Raw genomic sequence first — 15,574 nt, 5'->3', positions numbered from 1 at the left:
TTACCGAGCTTTTGCTTTGTCTCGTAGTCAAATTTAGCATCGCCGTTGCCATCATAAAGATGATCTAGCCCTAAAGTCTGCGTTAGCCCCTTGACTTCAAAGTTTTTTAGCACCGCATCAAGCGCGCCACCTTTGTAGTTTGCCTCTAATTTGCCCTTAAATAGATCATCTGAAGTAGCTTTTACGCTTAGATCATCCACTTTGCCATTTGCCGTTACGAGGGCTGCAAATTTACCGTGAAGCTCGCGACCAGCTAAAAATGCAAGCTTATTTAGCTCTGAAACTACCGCTTGAAGTTTTAAACTTAGCGTGCTTTTGCCCACGTCAAAACTGCCATCTATGCCCTTTATATCAGCTAGCGAGCTAAGAAAGTCGCCACTAAATTTTGCCATATCGCCTTTATAGTTTAGGCTCAAATTTGAGCTAAATTTCTCGTTTTCAGGGAATTTTTTATCAAGCATTTTACTAAGCGCTGCGGCGTTAAATTTACCCTCATTTAAAGTGATCTCAGCGGTGACGCTTGGGCTTTTGCTAAAGATATTTTGCCCCTTTGCTTGGACATTTGTCTTAGCATTTGCCAGCCTGTCGTTGCCGCTAAGTGCTAAAATTTCTCCTAGCTGCGCCTCTTTTAGGTTAAGATCAAGATTTTCATTTTTTATGGTGGCGTTTAGCTTGCCAGCAAAGGCATCGCCACCTAAATTTAGCTCATCTATCTTGCTATCTTTGACTTTCACATCGCCAGCAAGCGCCATCTTTGAGCCCACCTCAAAGCCACTAACCGCTTTAAATTTCTCAGGGTCGCTAATAAGCAGGGCAAATTTGCTAAAAATTTGGCTGTTTTTTAGGTCATAAACGCCCTTTACATCCTTTAGCTCGCCTAGGTCGCTAAGCACGTTTGCGTCAAAATTTACAAGTTCATTTTTTGCTGTGGCGCCGCCTTTTAGCTCAAATTTCGCCGCATTTTTAAGCTTTGCAAGACCATTATTTATAAGGCCGTTTTTTATCTCAAATTTAGCCTCGCCTGCAAGTTTTTTTAGCTCGTCAAAGCCGCTAAAATTTGCGTTTAAATTTATCTGCCCGTCTGCGTAGCTAGGCTGCAAGGCAAGTGCTAGAAGCTCTTTTAGCTTTATGTTAGCCGCGTTTAGGGCTAAGTTTTTACTATCAAAATTTGCATTTATCTTGCCACCAAGGCCGTTTATCTCAGCTTTTAGATTTTTAAGGGCATTTTCTTGCATTGTAATTTCGCCGTTTGCATCCACAGCGCCGCTTAGTTGCTCGCCTAAGAGCTTGCCAAAAAGAGCAAGATCAGGCACGTTTAGCAAAAAGTCACTTTTTAAATTTTTACTAGCTAGATCATAAGTGGTCTCGTTTGCTTTTAAAGTGGCTTCAGGTGCGATGATAAGGGTTTTTGCGCTCACTTTTTCATTTGCAAATTTAGCATTTACTCCGCCTTTAAAACTTATATCTTTTGCTAAATTTAGCCCAAATTCGTTTTTAAGAATTTCTTTGTTTATCGCTGCGTTGCTAGCTAAAATTTGAGCGTTTATAATGGGCTCATTTTTCTCATCAACGCCTTGCATGTTTCCCGTTAGATCAAGCTTGCCACTGGCTAAATTTGGCTTTTGAGCTAGGGCAGAGATCTCAGAAAGCTCGATATTTTTAGCGTCAAGATTTAGAGCTTTTGGCAGGTAGTCTTTTAAATTTGCGTTTAAATTTATATTTGAGCCAAGCGCTGTGCCAGTTGCTGCTAGCTTGAAGTCGCTAAATTTACCAGCGACGTTTGCTTTAAGCGCGACGTCCTTTTTTAGTCCAAGCTCGCTAGCTTTTGCCTTGTCGGCGTTTATATCTATGTTTAAGCTCATACTTTGAGCAAGCAAGGAGAGATCGCCATTTGCCTTTAAATTTATGGCATTCATCACGGTCGCTTCTAAATTTAGTGTGTTAAATCCAAGGCTAAAATCTTTAAATTTGAGATCAATGCCACGAGCAAGTGCCTCTTTTTCGATCTTGCCAGCGATAAATTTACTCCCAAATGGGCTAAATAAAAGGCCAAAAATGCAAACCACTATGAGCACAAGCGCGCCAACTATGTAAGCTACTTTTTTCATAAAATTCCTTTATATTAGTTTTATATATCATAAAACTTTAGTCACTTAGACTAAAGTTTTTAATAAAATTCACTATAAATTATTGACTTTTTCAGAAAAAAATGCTAGCATTTCATCACTCAAAAATAAAGAGTGCTAAAAAAGACAATTAAACTAAAAGGATGAACAATGAACTTTCAACCATTAGGCAAGCGTGTCCTAGTCGAACGCGTAGAAGAGACAAAGACGACAGCTTCGGGCATAATTATACCTGATAACGCAAAAGAAAAACCTTTAAGCGGAGAGGTAAAAGCAGTTGGTGCTGAAGCTGAGGGCGTAAAAGTTGGCGAAAAAGTAGTATTTGCTAAATACGCTGGCACTGAGGTGAATTTAGATGATAAGACATATCTTGTTTTAAACATCGACGACATTTTAGGTGTGATTAAATAATTTAAAAAGGAAAGACAATGGCAAAAGAAATTTTTTACTCTGATGATGCAAGAAATCGCCTATACGAGGGCGTAAAAAAACTAAATGACGCTGTAAAAGTGACAATGGGACCAAGAGGCAGAAATGTCCTTATCCAAAAGAGCTTTGGCGCTCCAAACATCACAAAAGACGGCGTTAGCGTGGCTAAAGAGGTTGAGCTAAAAGATACTATCGAAAACATGGGTGCAAGCCTAGTTAGAGAAGTAGCTAGCAAGACAAACGACCAAGCAGGTGATGGCACTACAACAGCGACTGTGCTAGCTCATGCGATATTTAAAGAGGGTCTTAGAAACGTAACTGCTGGCGCAAATCCTATCGAAGTAAAACGCGGCATGGATAAAGAAGTAGCAGCTCTTATAGATGCACTAAAAAACATCTCTAAAAAAGTTTCTGGCTCAAAAGAGATCGCGCAGATCGCTACTATCTCAGCAAACTCAGACGAAAGCATCGGCAAACTTATCGCTGATGCGATGGAGAAAGTCGGTAAAGATGGCGTTATAACAGTAGAAGAGGCAAAGTCTATCCAAGACGAGCTAAGCGTTGTTGAGGGTATGCAGTTTGACCGCGGATACCTAAGCCCATACTTCATCACAAACCCTGAAAAGATGCAAGTTGAGCTAAGCAATCCATTTATATTGCTATTTGACAAGAAGATCACAAATTTAAAAGATTTGCTCCCAGTGCTTGAGCAAGTACAAAAGAGTGGCAAACCACTTCTAATCATCGCTGAAGATATCGAAGGTGAGGCACTTGCAACGCTTGTTGTAAATAAACTTCGCGGCGTGCTAAACATCTCAGCTGTTAAAGCTCCTGGCTTTGGCGACAGAAGAAAAGCGATGCTTGAAGACATCGCTATCTTAACAGGTGGTGAAGTCATCAGCGAAGAGCTAGGCAGAACACTTGAGAGTGCTACTATAAACGACCTCGGACAAGCTTCAAGTGTAGTTATCGACAAAGATAACACAACTATCGTAAATGGTGCGGGCGAGAAGTCAGCAATAGACGCTAGAATAACTCAGATCAAAGCGCAAATCGCTGAGACTACAAGCGACTACGACAAAGAAAAACTTCAAGAGCGCCTTGCAAAACTAAGCGGCGGCGTGGCAGTTATCAAAGTAGGTGCTGCGACTGAGACTGAGATGAAAGAGAAAAAAGACCGCGTAGATGATGCTCTAAGCGCTACTCGTGCAGCTGTTGAAGAGGGCATCGTAGTAGGTGGCGGTTCAGCTCTTATCCTTGCTTCAAAGAGTGTAAATTTAAATTTACAAGGTGACGAGGCAATCGGCGCTGAGATCGTTAGAAGAGCGCTTCGTGCTCCACTTCGCCAAATCGCTGAGAACGCTGGCTTTGACGCTGGCGTAGTAGCGAACGCAGTTGAGACAAGCAAAGATGCAAATTTTGGCTTTAACGCTGCAACTGGCGAATATGTAAATATGTTTGAAGCTGGCATCATCGACCCAGTTAAAGTTGAGAGAGTAGCACTTCAAAACGCTGTTAGCGTGGCTAGCTTGCTACTAACGACTGAGGCGACTATCAGCGAGATAAAAGAAGAAAAAGCAATGCCTGCAATGCCTGACATGGGCGGAATGGGCGGAATGGGCGGCATGATGTAACAGCCCTTTTCGAGCTAGAGCTTTTCTAGCTCGAATTTAAATTTTAATCTCACTAAATTTATAAAATTATTTACTCCTTTTTAAATTTATTCTTGTATCATTTTTGCATTCTTTCAGGGAGAATTTACAATGAAATATGATGAAATTTTTAGAGAATACGACATCCGCGGCATTTTTGAAAAAGACTTGACAGAAGATAGTGTCAAGGCTATAGGGCTTGCTTTAGGCAAGAAATTTAACGAATTTGGCGTGAAAACTTTAAGCGTTGGCTTTGACGCAAGGCTTAGTGCTAGCACGCTTTTTAGGTATCTGCTAAGCGGCCTAAACAAGGCTGGTGGCTTTAAAATTTACAACATCGGCTTGCTTCCAACTCCTGTTGGCTACTTTAGCGTTTATGCTGATTATTTTGACGCAAACATCATGATCACGGGCTCTCACAACCCAAAAGATTATAACGGCTTTAAGATTACTATCAAAAAGGATAGTTTTTTTGGCAAAGATCTGCAAATTCTAAAAGACAAGGTGAATGAGATAATCGCCTCAAATTTAGAGATCGCAGACGATGAGAGCTGTGAGAAATTTAATATCTTAGAAAAATATGTCGAGTTTTTTGTAAAAGAATTTGGCGAGCTTAAAAATTTCAAAAAGCCTTTTGTTATCGACTGCGCAAATGGTGCTGTTGGCGTGAGCTTAGTGCCCATCGTCAAGGCGCTTGGACTAAATGCAAAAATTTTATATGAAGATCCAGACGGAAATTTTCCAAATCACCACCCAGATCCAAGCGAAAAAGAGAATTTAAAAGAGCTATTTTCGCTCATTGAGAAGAAGGAATTTGACCTTGGATTTGGCTTTGACGGAGATGGTGATAGGATCGCCGTGATAACTCCAAAAAGAGATATAAAAGGCGATGAGCTAGCATATCTTTATGCGCTAAATATGAAACATCCAAAAGTGCTTGGCGAGGTAAAATGCTCACAAAATATGTATGATGAGATCGCCAAGATCGGCGAAGTTTTCATGGGCAAGACTGGGCATAGCAATATAAAAAAGATGATGAAAGAGCTAAATGTTGATCTTGCGGCTGAAGTGAGTGGACATATCTTCTTTAAAGAGCGCTACTTTGGCTTTGACGATGCGCTTTATGCGATGATGAGGGTGCTTGAGCTAGTTCATAAAGGCTTTGATCTTGACGGCGAGCTTGATAAGATGCCACTTGTCTTTAGCACCGATGAGATCAAGATAAAGACGACTGACGAGGCTAAATTTAAGATAGTAGCCAAGCTAAAAGAGTGCGTGAAAAACGAGGGTTGCGACCTACCGAAGATAAAGAATATCATTGACATTGATGGCATTAGAATTCAGTTTGAAAATGGCTGGGCGCTTGTGCGTGCGTCAAATACAACGCCAGTTATCGTCACTAGATTTGAGGCAAAGAGCAAGGAATTTCTTGCAGAGATCGAGCAAAAAGTGACAAATTTACTAAAGAGCTTGATGTAGCCAATAAAAGCATTTTGGGTTAAATTTACTCCAAAATGCTTTTTAAATTTTTATTTAAACATCCAACTTATCTGGCTTTTGCTGGTTTCTTTTCGGGCAGTTCCGCATACATGCCGCGCAACAATTCTCCAATCAAATTCGCATCCTCAAATTTCTCGAATACATGCATTAACGTCTTTGAGCCATTATAAGGATAACGTACTTCTGAGTCTGCAAGAAGTCTGTCCGATGTCGGCGTTCTCTTTAAAAACAGTTCATTATTACAAATGTCACCTATCAGTTTACCGTTAAAATATACAAGGTATCCACCCATCATGGATTTTATGACAATATCGCCGAATTCAGAAAATCTATCGCGAACATATTCATTAAATTCATTCACTATGATCACTCACTTTGAATTTAGAGTTTGCCGCCTTCGACGACTAGAGATTCAGGATTTACGCTGTCACCATAGATTGGTTTTAGCGTTGCATCATAGTCTTTGTGGAAGAAATTTTCTTTTCCAAGCTCAATTATCTCGTTGTTTAGCCACTCAAGCAAGGCTTTGTTGCCTTTTTTGACAGCTGGAGCTATCACGTCCACGTCGCCAAGTGCTTCAACGCCTACGACAAAGCCAGGAGTCTCTTTCGCCCAGGCAAAAAGTAGGGCGTTATCATGCGCTAGAGCCGCACCCCTTTTATCAACTAAAGCTGCGAAAGTTTCGGTGTTTTGATCATACTTTAAAAGCTTGATGTCAGGATAATTTTTCGTAAAAAATGCGTCCGCTGTTGTGCCTTTATTGACGATTAAAGTTTTATCTTTTAGCTCATCAACGCTCTTTATCACAGCGCCTTCTGGACTAACGATGCCAAGAGATACTTTCATATATGGGAGCGCAAAATCAACAACTTGCGCGCGCTCAGGCGTCTTTGTGAAATTTGCAAGCGTGATATCGACCTTGTCGGCTGTGAGCACTTCGACCCTGCCAGCAGCCTCTACTAGCTCAAATTTGACCTTACTCTCATCGCCAAGTAAGTCTTTTGCGATGCGTTTTGCAAAGTAAATGTCATAGCCTTGGTTTTTGCCGTCTTTATCGACGTAGCCAAATGGCGGTTTGTCGCTAAAAACGCCTATCCTTATATATCCACGCTCTTTGATCTTTGCGATCGTATCAGCTTGGTTTGAAGCGGCCGATTTGTCCGCACCTTTGTCATCACCACAACCCGTTAGAAAGACGGTAGCGACTAATGCTAATAAGAAAAATTTAAATTTTCTCACTCTTTCTCCTTTAGAAAATTTAGTAAATAAGAGCGACTAAACTCGCTCTAAACGCATTTTGAAAAAACGGCAAATTATCTCTTATTTTTTCTAAAATGAGAATAAATTTAGAAATTTCTTCGCTCGCTCGCTCTTTGGATTAGTAAAAAACTCCTCTGGCTCGCTGATCTCCACGATCGCTCCAGCGTCCATAAATACGATCTTATTTGCAACCGCCCTTGCAAAGCTCATCTCGTGGGTGACTATTAGCATCGTCATGCCGTCTTTGGCTAAATTTAGTATCACATCAAGCACTTCTCTGACGATCTCTGGATCAAGTGCGGCCGTAACCTCGTCAAATAGCATGATCTCAGGGTTTAAGCAAAGGCTTCTAACGATGGCTATGCGCTGCTTTTGACCGCCGCTTAGCTCCTTTGGATAGGCAAATTTCTTATCAAGTAGCCCAACCTTGCTTAGCCACATATCAGCCGTTTTTTCAGCTTCGGCTCTATCTCTTTTTTGCACCTTCAAAGGTCCAAGAAGGACGTTGTCTATGACGTTCATGTGATCAAAGAGCTCGTAGCTTTGAAAGACCATGCCGACCTTTTGGCGGATCCTTTGCCACTCTTTAAATTTAGCGTCTATCACTTCGCCATCTATGACGATCTCGCCGCTTGCTATGCTCTCAAGGCCGTTTATGCACCTAAGAGTTGTGCTCTTGCCACAGCCTGATGGCCCAAGAAGCACGACCACTTCGCCACTTTTAACCTCCAAGCTTATATCTTTTAAAGCGTGAAGCTCTCCATAAAATTTGTTTATTTTTTTAAGTTCTAAGATATTTTCGCTCATTTTAGCTCCATTTTTCTTCTAGTTTTTTCGATAGTTTTGAGACTGGATAGCAGATCGCAAAATATAAAAAGAATATGAGCGTATATATCCAAAATGGCGCCATAGGATTTGTAAATACATTTCGCTCGATGATCTGCTGACCGACTTTGACTACCTCTACAACGCCGATTAGCACGACGATAGAGGTCGTTTTTATCATACGGCTTAGTAAATTTACAGCTCCAGGCACCAGCCTTCTAGTAGCAAGTGGGATGATGACATAAAAGTAAATTTGAAATTTGCTAAGTCCAATTGAGGCGGCTGACTCAAACTGGTGCTTTGGTATCGAGGTGATCGCTCCTCGCACGATATCCATCATCTCAAAAACACCCCAAAGGCTAAAGACGATGAGCGAGGCGGTAAATGCCGAGATATGCAGTCCAAAAGCCTTGCTAACGCCAAAGTAAAATAAAAACAACCAGACGATCTGAGGCATGATACGAACGATCTCGAGGCAAATTTTTAAAACAAAATAGACAAATTTGTTTTTCATGCTCATCAAAACGCCAAGGATTAGACCACCGATGACGGAGATGACGATAGAGATGAGCGAAATTTCAGTGCTTACCACAAGACCTTCAAGTAGCCTTAGTAAATTTTGCGTGTCAAATAATATACTAACTCCTTGCATTTCTCACTCTTTTTTCGACGTAGCTAAGCGCCAGCGAGACTGGCAAGATGATGACAAGATAGCTAATAACCAGCATAAAAAGCGCCTCATCTGTCTTGTAGTAAAGTCCGATGAGATCTTTTGCGACATAGACTAGATCAGCAAGGGCTACGATGCTAACGATGCTTGTCTCTTTTAGCAAAAATATGACGTTTGCGCTGATGCTTGGAAGTGCCACGCTAAAGGCTTGTGGCAAGATGACATATCTTAGGAGCTGGTTTTTACTAAGTGCGATGCTAAGACCTGCTTCTATCTGCGACTTTCTCACCGCCTCAAAGCCAAGTCTAAAGCTCTCGCTCATATAGCTACCGCCAAGAAAGCTAAGTCCAGCGACCGCACAGGTAAAGCCACTCATCGACACTCCAAGCTTTGGCAAGCCGTAGTATAAAAAGAAGAGCTGGATAAGAAGCGGCGTGTTTCTTGAAAGCTCAACGTAGCAATCAACTAGTTTTGAGAGAAATTTTAGCTTGTAAAATTTCACAGCCATGCAAAAAATGCCTATCAAAATAGAAAAAACGATCCCTAAAAAGGCGATCTGGCAGGTGAGAATCCCAGCCTTGACAAAAAGGGGGTAAAATTTCTCAATAAACTCAAAATCCATAAACTTTAATCCAATCTGAAAAATGGAGTTATTTTATCCCATAATCATAAATTTAAAACTAATTAGATATGATCACGCTTTAAATTTAAGCTTACAAAAAGGATAAAATTTGATCGATCTTTTTCAGATCATCGGTTTTTTAGGGATGATTTGCATCGTGATGGGCTACTTTTTACTTCAGATCGGCCGTCTAAATAGCCGCGATCTAGCCTACCAGATAATAAATTTAGTAGGTGCGGTGCTGCTTATAATCTCACTTTTTGTGCACTTTAACCTCGGCTCATTTTTGATAGAGGTCTTTTGGATAATCATTACGATTTATGGAATTTATAAAATTTACAAGGAGAGAGCGTGAGAGCGTATGCAGAGTGGGAGGAGCAGGAGCTTTTGTTTTTATCGCTGCCACATAGTAAGAGCGACTGGGAGCCTTATTTAGAGGAGATTTTGGCGGGTTATGAGGAGCTTGTGGCTGCTGTTACGCCCTTTGAAAAGGTGGTGCTTATCTGCCCTGATGAGGCAAATTTTGATAGATTTAAGAAATTTAAAAATGTAGAGTTTGTTAAGCTTGATACTGACGATACTTGGATCAGAGACTACGGTATGATCGACGTTTATGCTGAAGACGGCGTAAAGAGCTATGACTTTAAATTTAACGCTTGGGGTGGTAAATTTAAGAGTTTAAAAGATGATGCGATAAATTTAGAGCTAGCTAAAATTTACAAAACTAAGCTTGAGCCAGTTGATATGATACTAGAGGGCGGAAGTGTCGAATTTAACGGAGATGGCATGCTTTTAACCACCTCAAAATGCCTGCTAAATGAAAATAGAAACAAAGCACTTAGCAAAGAGCAGATCGAAGAAAAACTAAAAAATTTATTTGGCTTAAAGCGTATTATATGGCTTGAAAATGGCTTTATAAGGGGTGATGATACAGATAGTCACATCGACACTTTAGCGCGTTTTATCACGCCTGATACGATAGCTTATGCGTCTTGCGATGATAAGAGTGATGAGCACTTTGATGAGCTTAAAAGGATGGAGGATGAGCTTAAAAAAACTGGCTTTAAGCTGCTTGCTCTGCCACTACCAAAACCTAAATTTTATGATGGCAAAAGGCTTGGCTGCACCTATGCAAACTTTATCTTTATAAATGGCGCGGTGATCGTGCCAACATATAACGACGAAAACGATGAAAAGGTGCTAAATTTACTAGCCAAGGCGCTGCCAGATAGAAAGATCATCGGTGTAAATTCGCTAGTTTTTGTCCGTCAAAATGGCTCGCTTCACTGCTCAAGCCAAAATAGATACAAAAGGTCTTAGCCTTGTCAAGTCCGTTTGATTATGAGTTTAACAGTATAAATAAGCAGGAGTGCACGCAGGGCGAAAATAAGGCTGTTATCGCAGCTGGAGCATGTGCTTTTTTGCTCGCACTTGTGAAATTTACAGCTGGGCTTTTTAGCGGCTCAGTCGCTGTGCTTGGCTCGGCGATTGATTCGATGCTTGATTTTATCGTTTCGCTTTTAAATTTATTTGCGCTTAGAAAGTCAAGAAAGCAAGCCGATGAGAGATTTAACTTTGGCTACACAAAGCTAGAGGCGTTAGCAGCGCTATTTGAGTGTGTCATCATCGTCGTGGCTGCTGGATATATATTTTATGAGAGTGTTAAGAAATTTAGCGAGCCAAATTTAGAGATAGACCTTGGCTTAAGCCTTGGTGTGATGGTATTTTCAGTCGTAGTGACGCTATGTTTGGTGCTATTTTTAAACCAAATTTCTAAAAAAAGTGGCAACCTTATCATCAAAGCAGACGCGCTGCACTATAAGATCGACCTTTTTAGTAACCTTGCAGTCATCATCTCGCTACTTATCATTAAATTTAGCGGATTTGTGATGATAGATGCGATCTTTGGTATCGTGATAAGTGGCTACATCGCTCAAAGCGCGATAAGCCTTGGCAAAGACGCCCTTGGTGTCTTGCTAGATCACGCAGCAAGCCCTGAGGTCACAGCTGAGATCATCAAGATGATAAAGGCAAAAGAGAGGATTTCAGACTTTCACTACCTAAACACAAGACAGAGTGCAAATACCATATTTTTAACGCTGCATTTAGTTTTTGACAAAGATATCTCGCTTTACGACGCGCACGAGGTGGCCGAATCGCTTGAAGCTGAGATAAGAGAGAAATTTAAGGAATTTTCGTGGCAGATAACCACGCATTTAGACCCATACAACGACAAAGAAGGGAGATGAGATGAAAGTAGCACTACTTCAACAAGAATTTAAAGGGACAAAAGAGGCGACTATCGCAAAGACGCTTGAGCTAATCGCCGAGGCAAAAAAAGGTGGCGCTGATCTAGTTGTCTGCCAAGAGCTGCACCAGACGCAATACTTTTGCCAAAGCGAGGATACAAATTTCTTTGATCACGCAAACGACTGGCAAGAGGACGTCGCTTTTTGGGGCAGGGTGGCAAAAGAAAATGGCGTTGTTTTGGTCACTTCGCTATTTGAAAAGAGGGCTGACGGACTTTATCACAACACCGCCTTTGTCTTCGAGCGTGACGGCAGTGTGGCTGGCAAATACAGAAAAATGCACATCCCTGATGACCCTGGATTTTACGAGAAATTTTACTTCACGCCTGGCGATATTGGCTTTGAGCCTATTGAAACTAGCCTTGGTAAGCTTGGCGTTTTGGTGTGTTGGGATCAGTGGTATCCAGAGGCAGCAAGGCTAATGGCACTAAAAGGGGCGAAAATTCTCATCTACCCAACGGCTATTGGCTGGTTTGAGGGCGATAGTGACGATGAAAAATCAAGACAGCTTGAAGCGTGGGTGGCAGTGCAAAGAGGTCACAGCGTGGCAAATGGCCTGCCAGTGGTCGCAGTAAATCGCGTGGGCTTTGAAAAAGATGATAGCGGCGTGATGGATGGGATCAAATTTTGGGGAAATAGTTTTGTTTTTGGGCCACAAGGCGAGCAGCTTTTCCGCGCAAATAGCACAGATGAGCTTTGCAAGATCGTTGAGATAGACATGAAAAGAAGCGAAGAAGTGCGCAGAATTTGGCCATTTTTAAGAGACCGCAGGATCGATGCCTACGCAAATATCACAAAGAGGTTTATCGACTAAATTTAGAGCTAGAATTTCTAGCTCTTTAAAATTTAGAATGCTCGTAAAAGAAATATAAATTTATTCTTAAGAAAATATTTTTTTAAGCCTTGATTGTGTAGAATAGTTGCAACTTTACCAAAATGGCATAAAAATATCATATCAAAAAGATACAAAGCTAAATTTATAGAATAAAATAGCCTTAAATTTTTTGAAAGGATTTTAGATGAAAACTACTTCTTTGGCACTTGCTGGATTGCTTTTGGCAACAACACTTTCAGCAAAAGAATTTATCAGTATCGGCACTGGCGGCATGACAGGTACATACTATCCGATAGGTGGAGCGATCTGCCGCTTGGCAAATAAAAATACAGACGTAAAATGCTCTGTTCAATCAACTGGCGGCTCTGTTTATAACGTAAATAACGTCCTTAAAAAAGAGCTCACATTTGGCTTTGTTCAAAGTGACGTCGTCTATGATAAGTATAACGGCACTGGCAAATTTGACGGAGCAAAAGATGAAAATTTACGCTCAGTAGTTGCGATCTATCCAGAGCTTCTTGCATTTGTAGTAGCAAAAGATAGCGGTCTAACAAGCGATCTCTCTTCATTTGCAGGTAAAAAATACAACGTCGGAAACCCAGGCAGCGGCAACGAAGTGAGCACACTTGAGGTCTTTAAAGCAAAAGGCTTTGATGTTTCAAAACTAGGATACCGCGGCGTTTTAACAGTTGGCGAATGCCCACACGCACTAAAAGATAAAAAGATAGATGGATATAGCTTTGTCGTTGGTCACCCAACTGCAAACATCACTGATGCTGCGACATCTTTGCCTATTGATATCCTAAACATCGAAGGCAGTGAGATCGATAACCTTCTTAAAGAAAAACCATACTTTGCAAAAGGCGTGATCCCAAAAGGCTCTTATGATGGCGTCGATCACGATGTAAATACTATCGGCGTAAAAGCTGTTTTGGTAACTAGCAAAGATACAAAAGATGAGGCTGTAAAAGCTGTGATAAAAGCTATCTTAGACAACTTTGATGAGTATAAAACTCTTCACCCGGCGCTAAAATCAGTTAAAAAAGAGGATCTTGTTCAAGGTCTTTCAGCTCCGCTTCACCCAGCTGCAGAGGCTGCATTTAAAGAGGCTGGTATCTTAAAATGATCCATCTCCAGGGGCTTTTGCCTCTGGATAAAATTTAAATATGCAAATTTCTTCTAAATTTATATATTTAAATTTTAAAGGAGAAAGATGAACGAAGTTAATGACAACGAAGAACAATTTGTTGAGGTAAAGACAAGAGAGATAAATAGCAATATTTACAACTATTTCATCGCATTTGCGTGTTTCTCTTGGTCAGTTTTTCAGCTTTATATAGCGTATTTCCCACTAAATACTAACATTTCGCGCTCTATTCACCTAGCTTTTGCGGTTGGGCTTGTATTTTTGCTCTATCCAGTCACTTTTCATAAAAAGGCTCACTCAAGTTTGCCGTTTTACGACCTAGTTTTTTGCGTGGTAGGCGTTGTTGCCGTGCTTTATCCAGCGGTCTATTTTTACGAGCTAGCTGATAGAACAGGGGACTACATCACTCAAGATATCGTCATATCGTTTTTAGCGATCATTGTCTTGCTTGAGGCTGGCAGGCGTGTCATGGGACCAGCGCTTCCTATCATTTGTATATTATTTTTGATATATGATCACTTTGGCCCTTATATGCCAGACATCATCGCTCACCAAGGCGCTAGCTTTGAAAAAATCGCAGGTCATATGTTTTTAACGACTGAGGGCGTTTTTGGCGTGCCTATCGGCGTTAGCGTTAGTTTTATCTACCTTTTTGTTCTTTTTGGTTCATTGTTAGAGCGAGCAGGCGCTGGACAATACTTTATAAATTTAGCCTTCTCACTTCTTGGCAAATATAGAGGTGGCCCAGCTAAGGCTTCAGTCATCGCAAGTGGCCTAACAGGCATGGTTTCAGGTAGCTCAACAGCAAACGTCGTAACCGTTGGTACATTTACCATACCGCTTATGAAAAAAGCTGGTCTTTCACGCACAAAAGCTGGTGCTATCGAAGTTGCTGCTGGTGTAAATGGACAGCTCATGCCACCTATCATGGGTGCGGCTGCTTTTATCATCGCTGAGTTTTTAGGTATGACATATACAAATGTCATGATGGCAGCGGTTATCCCAGCATTTGCTTGTTATTTGTCGCTATTTTTCATCGTGCATTTAGAGAGCGTCAAGCTTGGACTAAAAGGCATAAATCAGAGCGAATTTCACTCAAGATTTAAAATTTTTGTAAGTGGCCTTCACTATATAACGCCTATTTTGATCCTGCTTTACACGCTTTTAATCGCAAAAGAGTCAGCCATAGCCGCTGCGTTTAATGCGATAGGATTTTTATTTTTGATAATGATCTTTCAAGAGCCAACTAAGAAGCTAGCTTCAGGCGAAAAAGTAGGACTAAACGACGTGCTTCTTGGCTTTGAGGATATATTTTGGGCGATGGTCGCAGCTGCAAAGAGCATGACTACAATAGCCATCGCAACCGCACTTGCTGGCATCATCGTGGGCTCTATCTCGCTTACTGGCCTTGGTCAAGTACTTTCTGATCTAGTTGAGCTTTTAGCAGGTGATAACATCATGATGATCCTAGTTTTAACAGCTCTTATGTCACTCATCCTTGGCATGGGTCTTCCAACGACAGCAAACTACATCGTCGTCTCAAGCCTTGTTGCGCCTGTTATCTTGTTTTTAGCGCATAAAAATGGCTTCTTGATCCCTGCTATCGCCGTGCATCTTTTTGTATTTTACTTTGGAATTTTAGCCGATGATACGCCGCCAGTTGGCATCGCAGCCTACGCAGCAGCGGGCATCGCTAAAGCAAATCCAATAACCGTTGGTGTGCAAGGGTTCTTTTACGATCTAAGAACGGCGATCTTGCCATTTGCCTTTTTCTTTAACAACAAACTTATGCTAATTGAGAGCATAAACACGAGCGATCCGCTTGATTCAAAAGGGATAGTCTGGATGAGCAACCCACTTGAAATTTTACTCGTCTTTGGCATGGCGATCGTGGGGATGTTTGCCTTTTCAAGCTTGCTTCAAGGATATTACGTCACAAAGCTTAGGATTTGGGAGAGGGCGCTACTTATCCCAGTCGTGCCTCTGGCTCTTGTGCCAAACATCTGCATGAAATTTGGTCTAATGCCAAACGAATACACAGCCTACATCGTAGCAGCAGCTCTTTATGGTTTTGTCTTTATGACCCAGTGGGGCATAAAAGATAAACCGCTTGATCAAATAAGAGCGATTTAACATTAGGCAAGAGCTCTCTTGCCTAAACTTTTAAATTTATTTATAAATTTCTAGTGATTTTATAAA

Annotated in this window: 15 protein-coding genes; 9 read left to right on the top strand and 6 right to left on the bottom strand. The window is 41.2% G+C overall.

Annotated features, from left to right (window positions below; all coding sequences use genetic code 11):
• Positions 1 to 2,108: translocation/assembly module TamB domain-containing protein (locus F3G91_RS01505; RefSeq protein WP_149700976.1), on the bottom strand; the 2,108-nt coding region annotated here is incomplete at its 3' end.
• A gap of 168 nt (positions 2,109 to 2,276) precedes the next feature.
• On the opposite strand from F3G91_RS01505, the gene groES reads away from it, so the two are divergent.
• The 3 genes from groES (at position 2,277) to F3G91_RS01490 (ending at position 5,686) form a co-directional block, all read left to right on the top strand.
• A complete protein-coding gene (gene groES / locus F3G91_RS01500) occupies positions 2,277 to 2,537 on the top strand; it encodes a co-chaperone GroES (RefSeq protein WP_009293641.1) in 261 nt (86 codons plus the stop codon).
• Between the two features lie 17 nt (positions 2,538 to 2,554).
• Positions 2,555 to 4,189: a chaperonin GroEL gene (gene groL / locus F3G91_RS01495; protein WP_002940160.1), complete on the top strand. Its 1,635-nt coding sequence runs from the start codon at positions 2,555 to 2,557 to the stop codon at positions 4,187 to 4,189.
• Positions 4,190 to 4,318: 129 nt separating this feature from the next.
• A complete protein-coding gene (locus tag F3G91_RS01490; protein WP_149700481.1) occupies positions 4,319 to 5,686 on the top strand; it encodes a phosphomannomutase/phosphoglucomutase in 1,368 nt (455 codons plus the stop codon).
• Positions 5,687 to 5,753: 67 nt separating this feature from the next.
• On the opposite strand, the gene F3G91_RS01485 is transcribed toward F3G91_RS01490, so the two are convergent.
• From F3G91_RS01485 to F3G91_RS01465, 5 genes are all read right to left on the bottom strand, one after another.
• Positions 5,754 to 6,068, bottom strand: a complete 315-nt coding sequence (locus tag F3G91_RS01485) for a TfoX/Sxy family protein (protein WP_149700480.1) — start codon at positions 6,066 to 6,068, stop codon at positions 5,754 to 5,756.
• Between the two features lie 20 nt (positions 6,069 to 6,088).
• A complete protein-coding gene (locus tag F3G91_RS01480) occupies positions 6,089 to 6,946 on the bottom strand; it encodes a cysteine ABC transporter substrate-binding protein (protein WP_149700479.1) in 858 nt (285 codons plus the stop codon).
• 90 nt (positions 6,947 to 7,036) lie between these two features.
• Positions 7,037 to 7,774, bottom strand: coding sequence for an amino acid ABC transporter ATP-binding protein (locus F3G91_RS01475; protein ID WP_103569032.1), 738 nt, complete (start codon positions 7,772 to 7,774; stop codon positions 7,037 to 7,039).
• Between the two features lies 1 nt (position 7,775).
• Entirely contained in the window at positions 7,776 to 8,444 is a 669-nt protein-coding gene (locus F3G91_RS01470) for an amino acid ABC transporter permease (protein WP_148823983.1), read from the bottom strand.
• Complete coding sequence (locus F3G91_RS01465) at positions 8,431 to 9,084, bottom strand: amino acid ABC transporter permease (protein ID WP_009293648.1); 654 nt, start codon at positions 9,082 to 9,084, stop codon at positions 8,431 to 8,433. The genes F3G91_RS01470 and F3G91_RS01465 overlap by 14 nt, the downstream gene beginning before the upstream one ends.
• Before the next feature lie 109 nt (positions 9,085 to 9,193).
• On the opposite strand from F3G91_RS01465, the gene F3G91_RS01460 reads away from it, so the two are divergent.
• The 6 genes from F3G91_RS01460 (at position 9,194) to F3G91_RS01435 (ending at position 15,508) form a co-directional block, all read left to right on the top strand.
• On the top strand, positions 9,194 to 9,439 hold the full coding sequence (locus tag F3G91_RS01460; protein ID WP_009293649.1) for a CBU_0592 family membrane protein: 246 nt from the start codon (positions 9,194 to 9,196) through the stop codon (positions 9,437 to 9,439).
• A complete protein-coding gene (locus F3G91_RS01455) occupies positions 9,436 to 10,404 on the top strand; it encodes an agmatine deiminase family protein (protein WP_149700478.1) in 969 nt (322 codons plus the stop codon). The genes F3G91_RS01460 and F3G91_RS01455 overlap by 4 nt, the downstream gene beginning before the upstream one ends.
• A gap of 2 nt (positions 10,405 to 10,406) precedes the next feature.
• Complete coding sequence (locus F3G91_RS01450) at positions 10,407 to 11,333, top strand: cation diffusion facilitator family transporter (RefSeq protein ID WP_149700477.1); 927 nt, start codon at positions 10,407 to 10,409, stop codon at positions 11,331 to 11,333.
• 1 nt (position 11,334) lies between these two features.
• The gene (locus F3G91_RS01445) at positions 11,335 to 12,207 is read left to right on the top strand and encodes a carbon-nitrogen hydrolase (protein ID WP_107696230.1); all 873 of its coding nucleotides are present in this window, start codon (positions 11,335 to 11,337) and stop codon (positions 12,205 to 12,207) included.
• Positions 12,208 to 12,412: 205 nt separating this feature from the next.
• Positions 12,413 to 13,354 (top strand): TAXI family TRAP transporter solute-binding subunit, encoded by a 942-nt coding sequence (locus tag F3G91_RS01440; protein WP_002940425.1) that lies wholly within the window; start codon positions 12,413 to 12,415, stop codon positions 13,352 to 13,354.
• Between the two features lie 87 nt (positions 13,355 to 13,441).
• A complete protein-coding gene (locus F3G91_RS01435) occupies positions 13,442 to 15,508 on the top strand; it encodes a TRAP transporter permease (RefSeq protein ID WP_149700476.1) in 2,067 nt (688 codons plus the stop codon).
• Positions 15,509 to 15,574: the final 66 nt, after the last annotated feature.

This window comes from Campylobacter concisus (genome assembly GCF_902460715.1).
Taxonomy (GTDB): domain Bacteria; phylum Campylobacterota; class Campylobacteria; order Campylobacterales; family Campylobacteraceae; genus Campylobacter_A; species Campylobacter_A concisus_AK.
The sequence above is the reverse complement of the archived record's forward strand: the minus strand, read 5'-3'. Positions and strand labels throughout refer to the sequence as shown.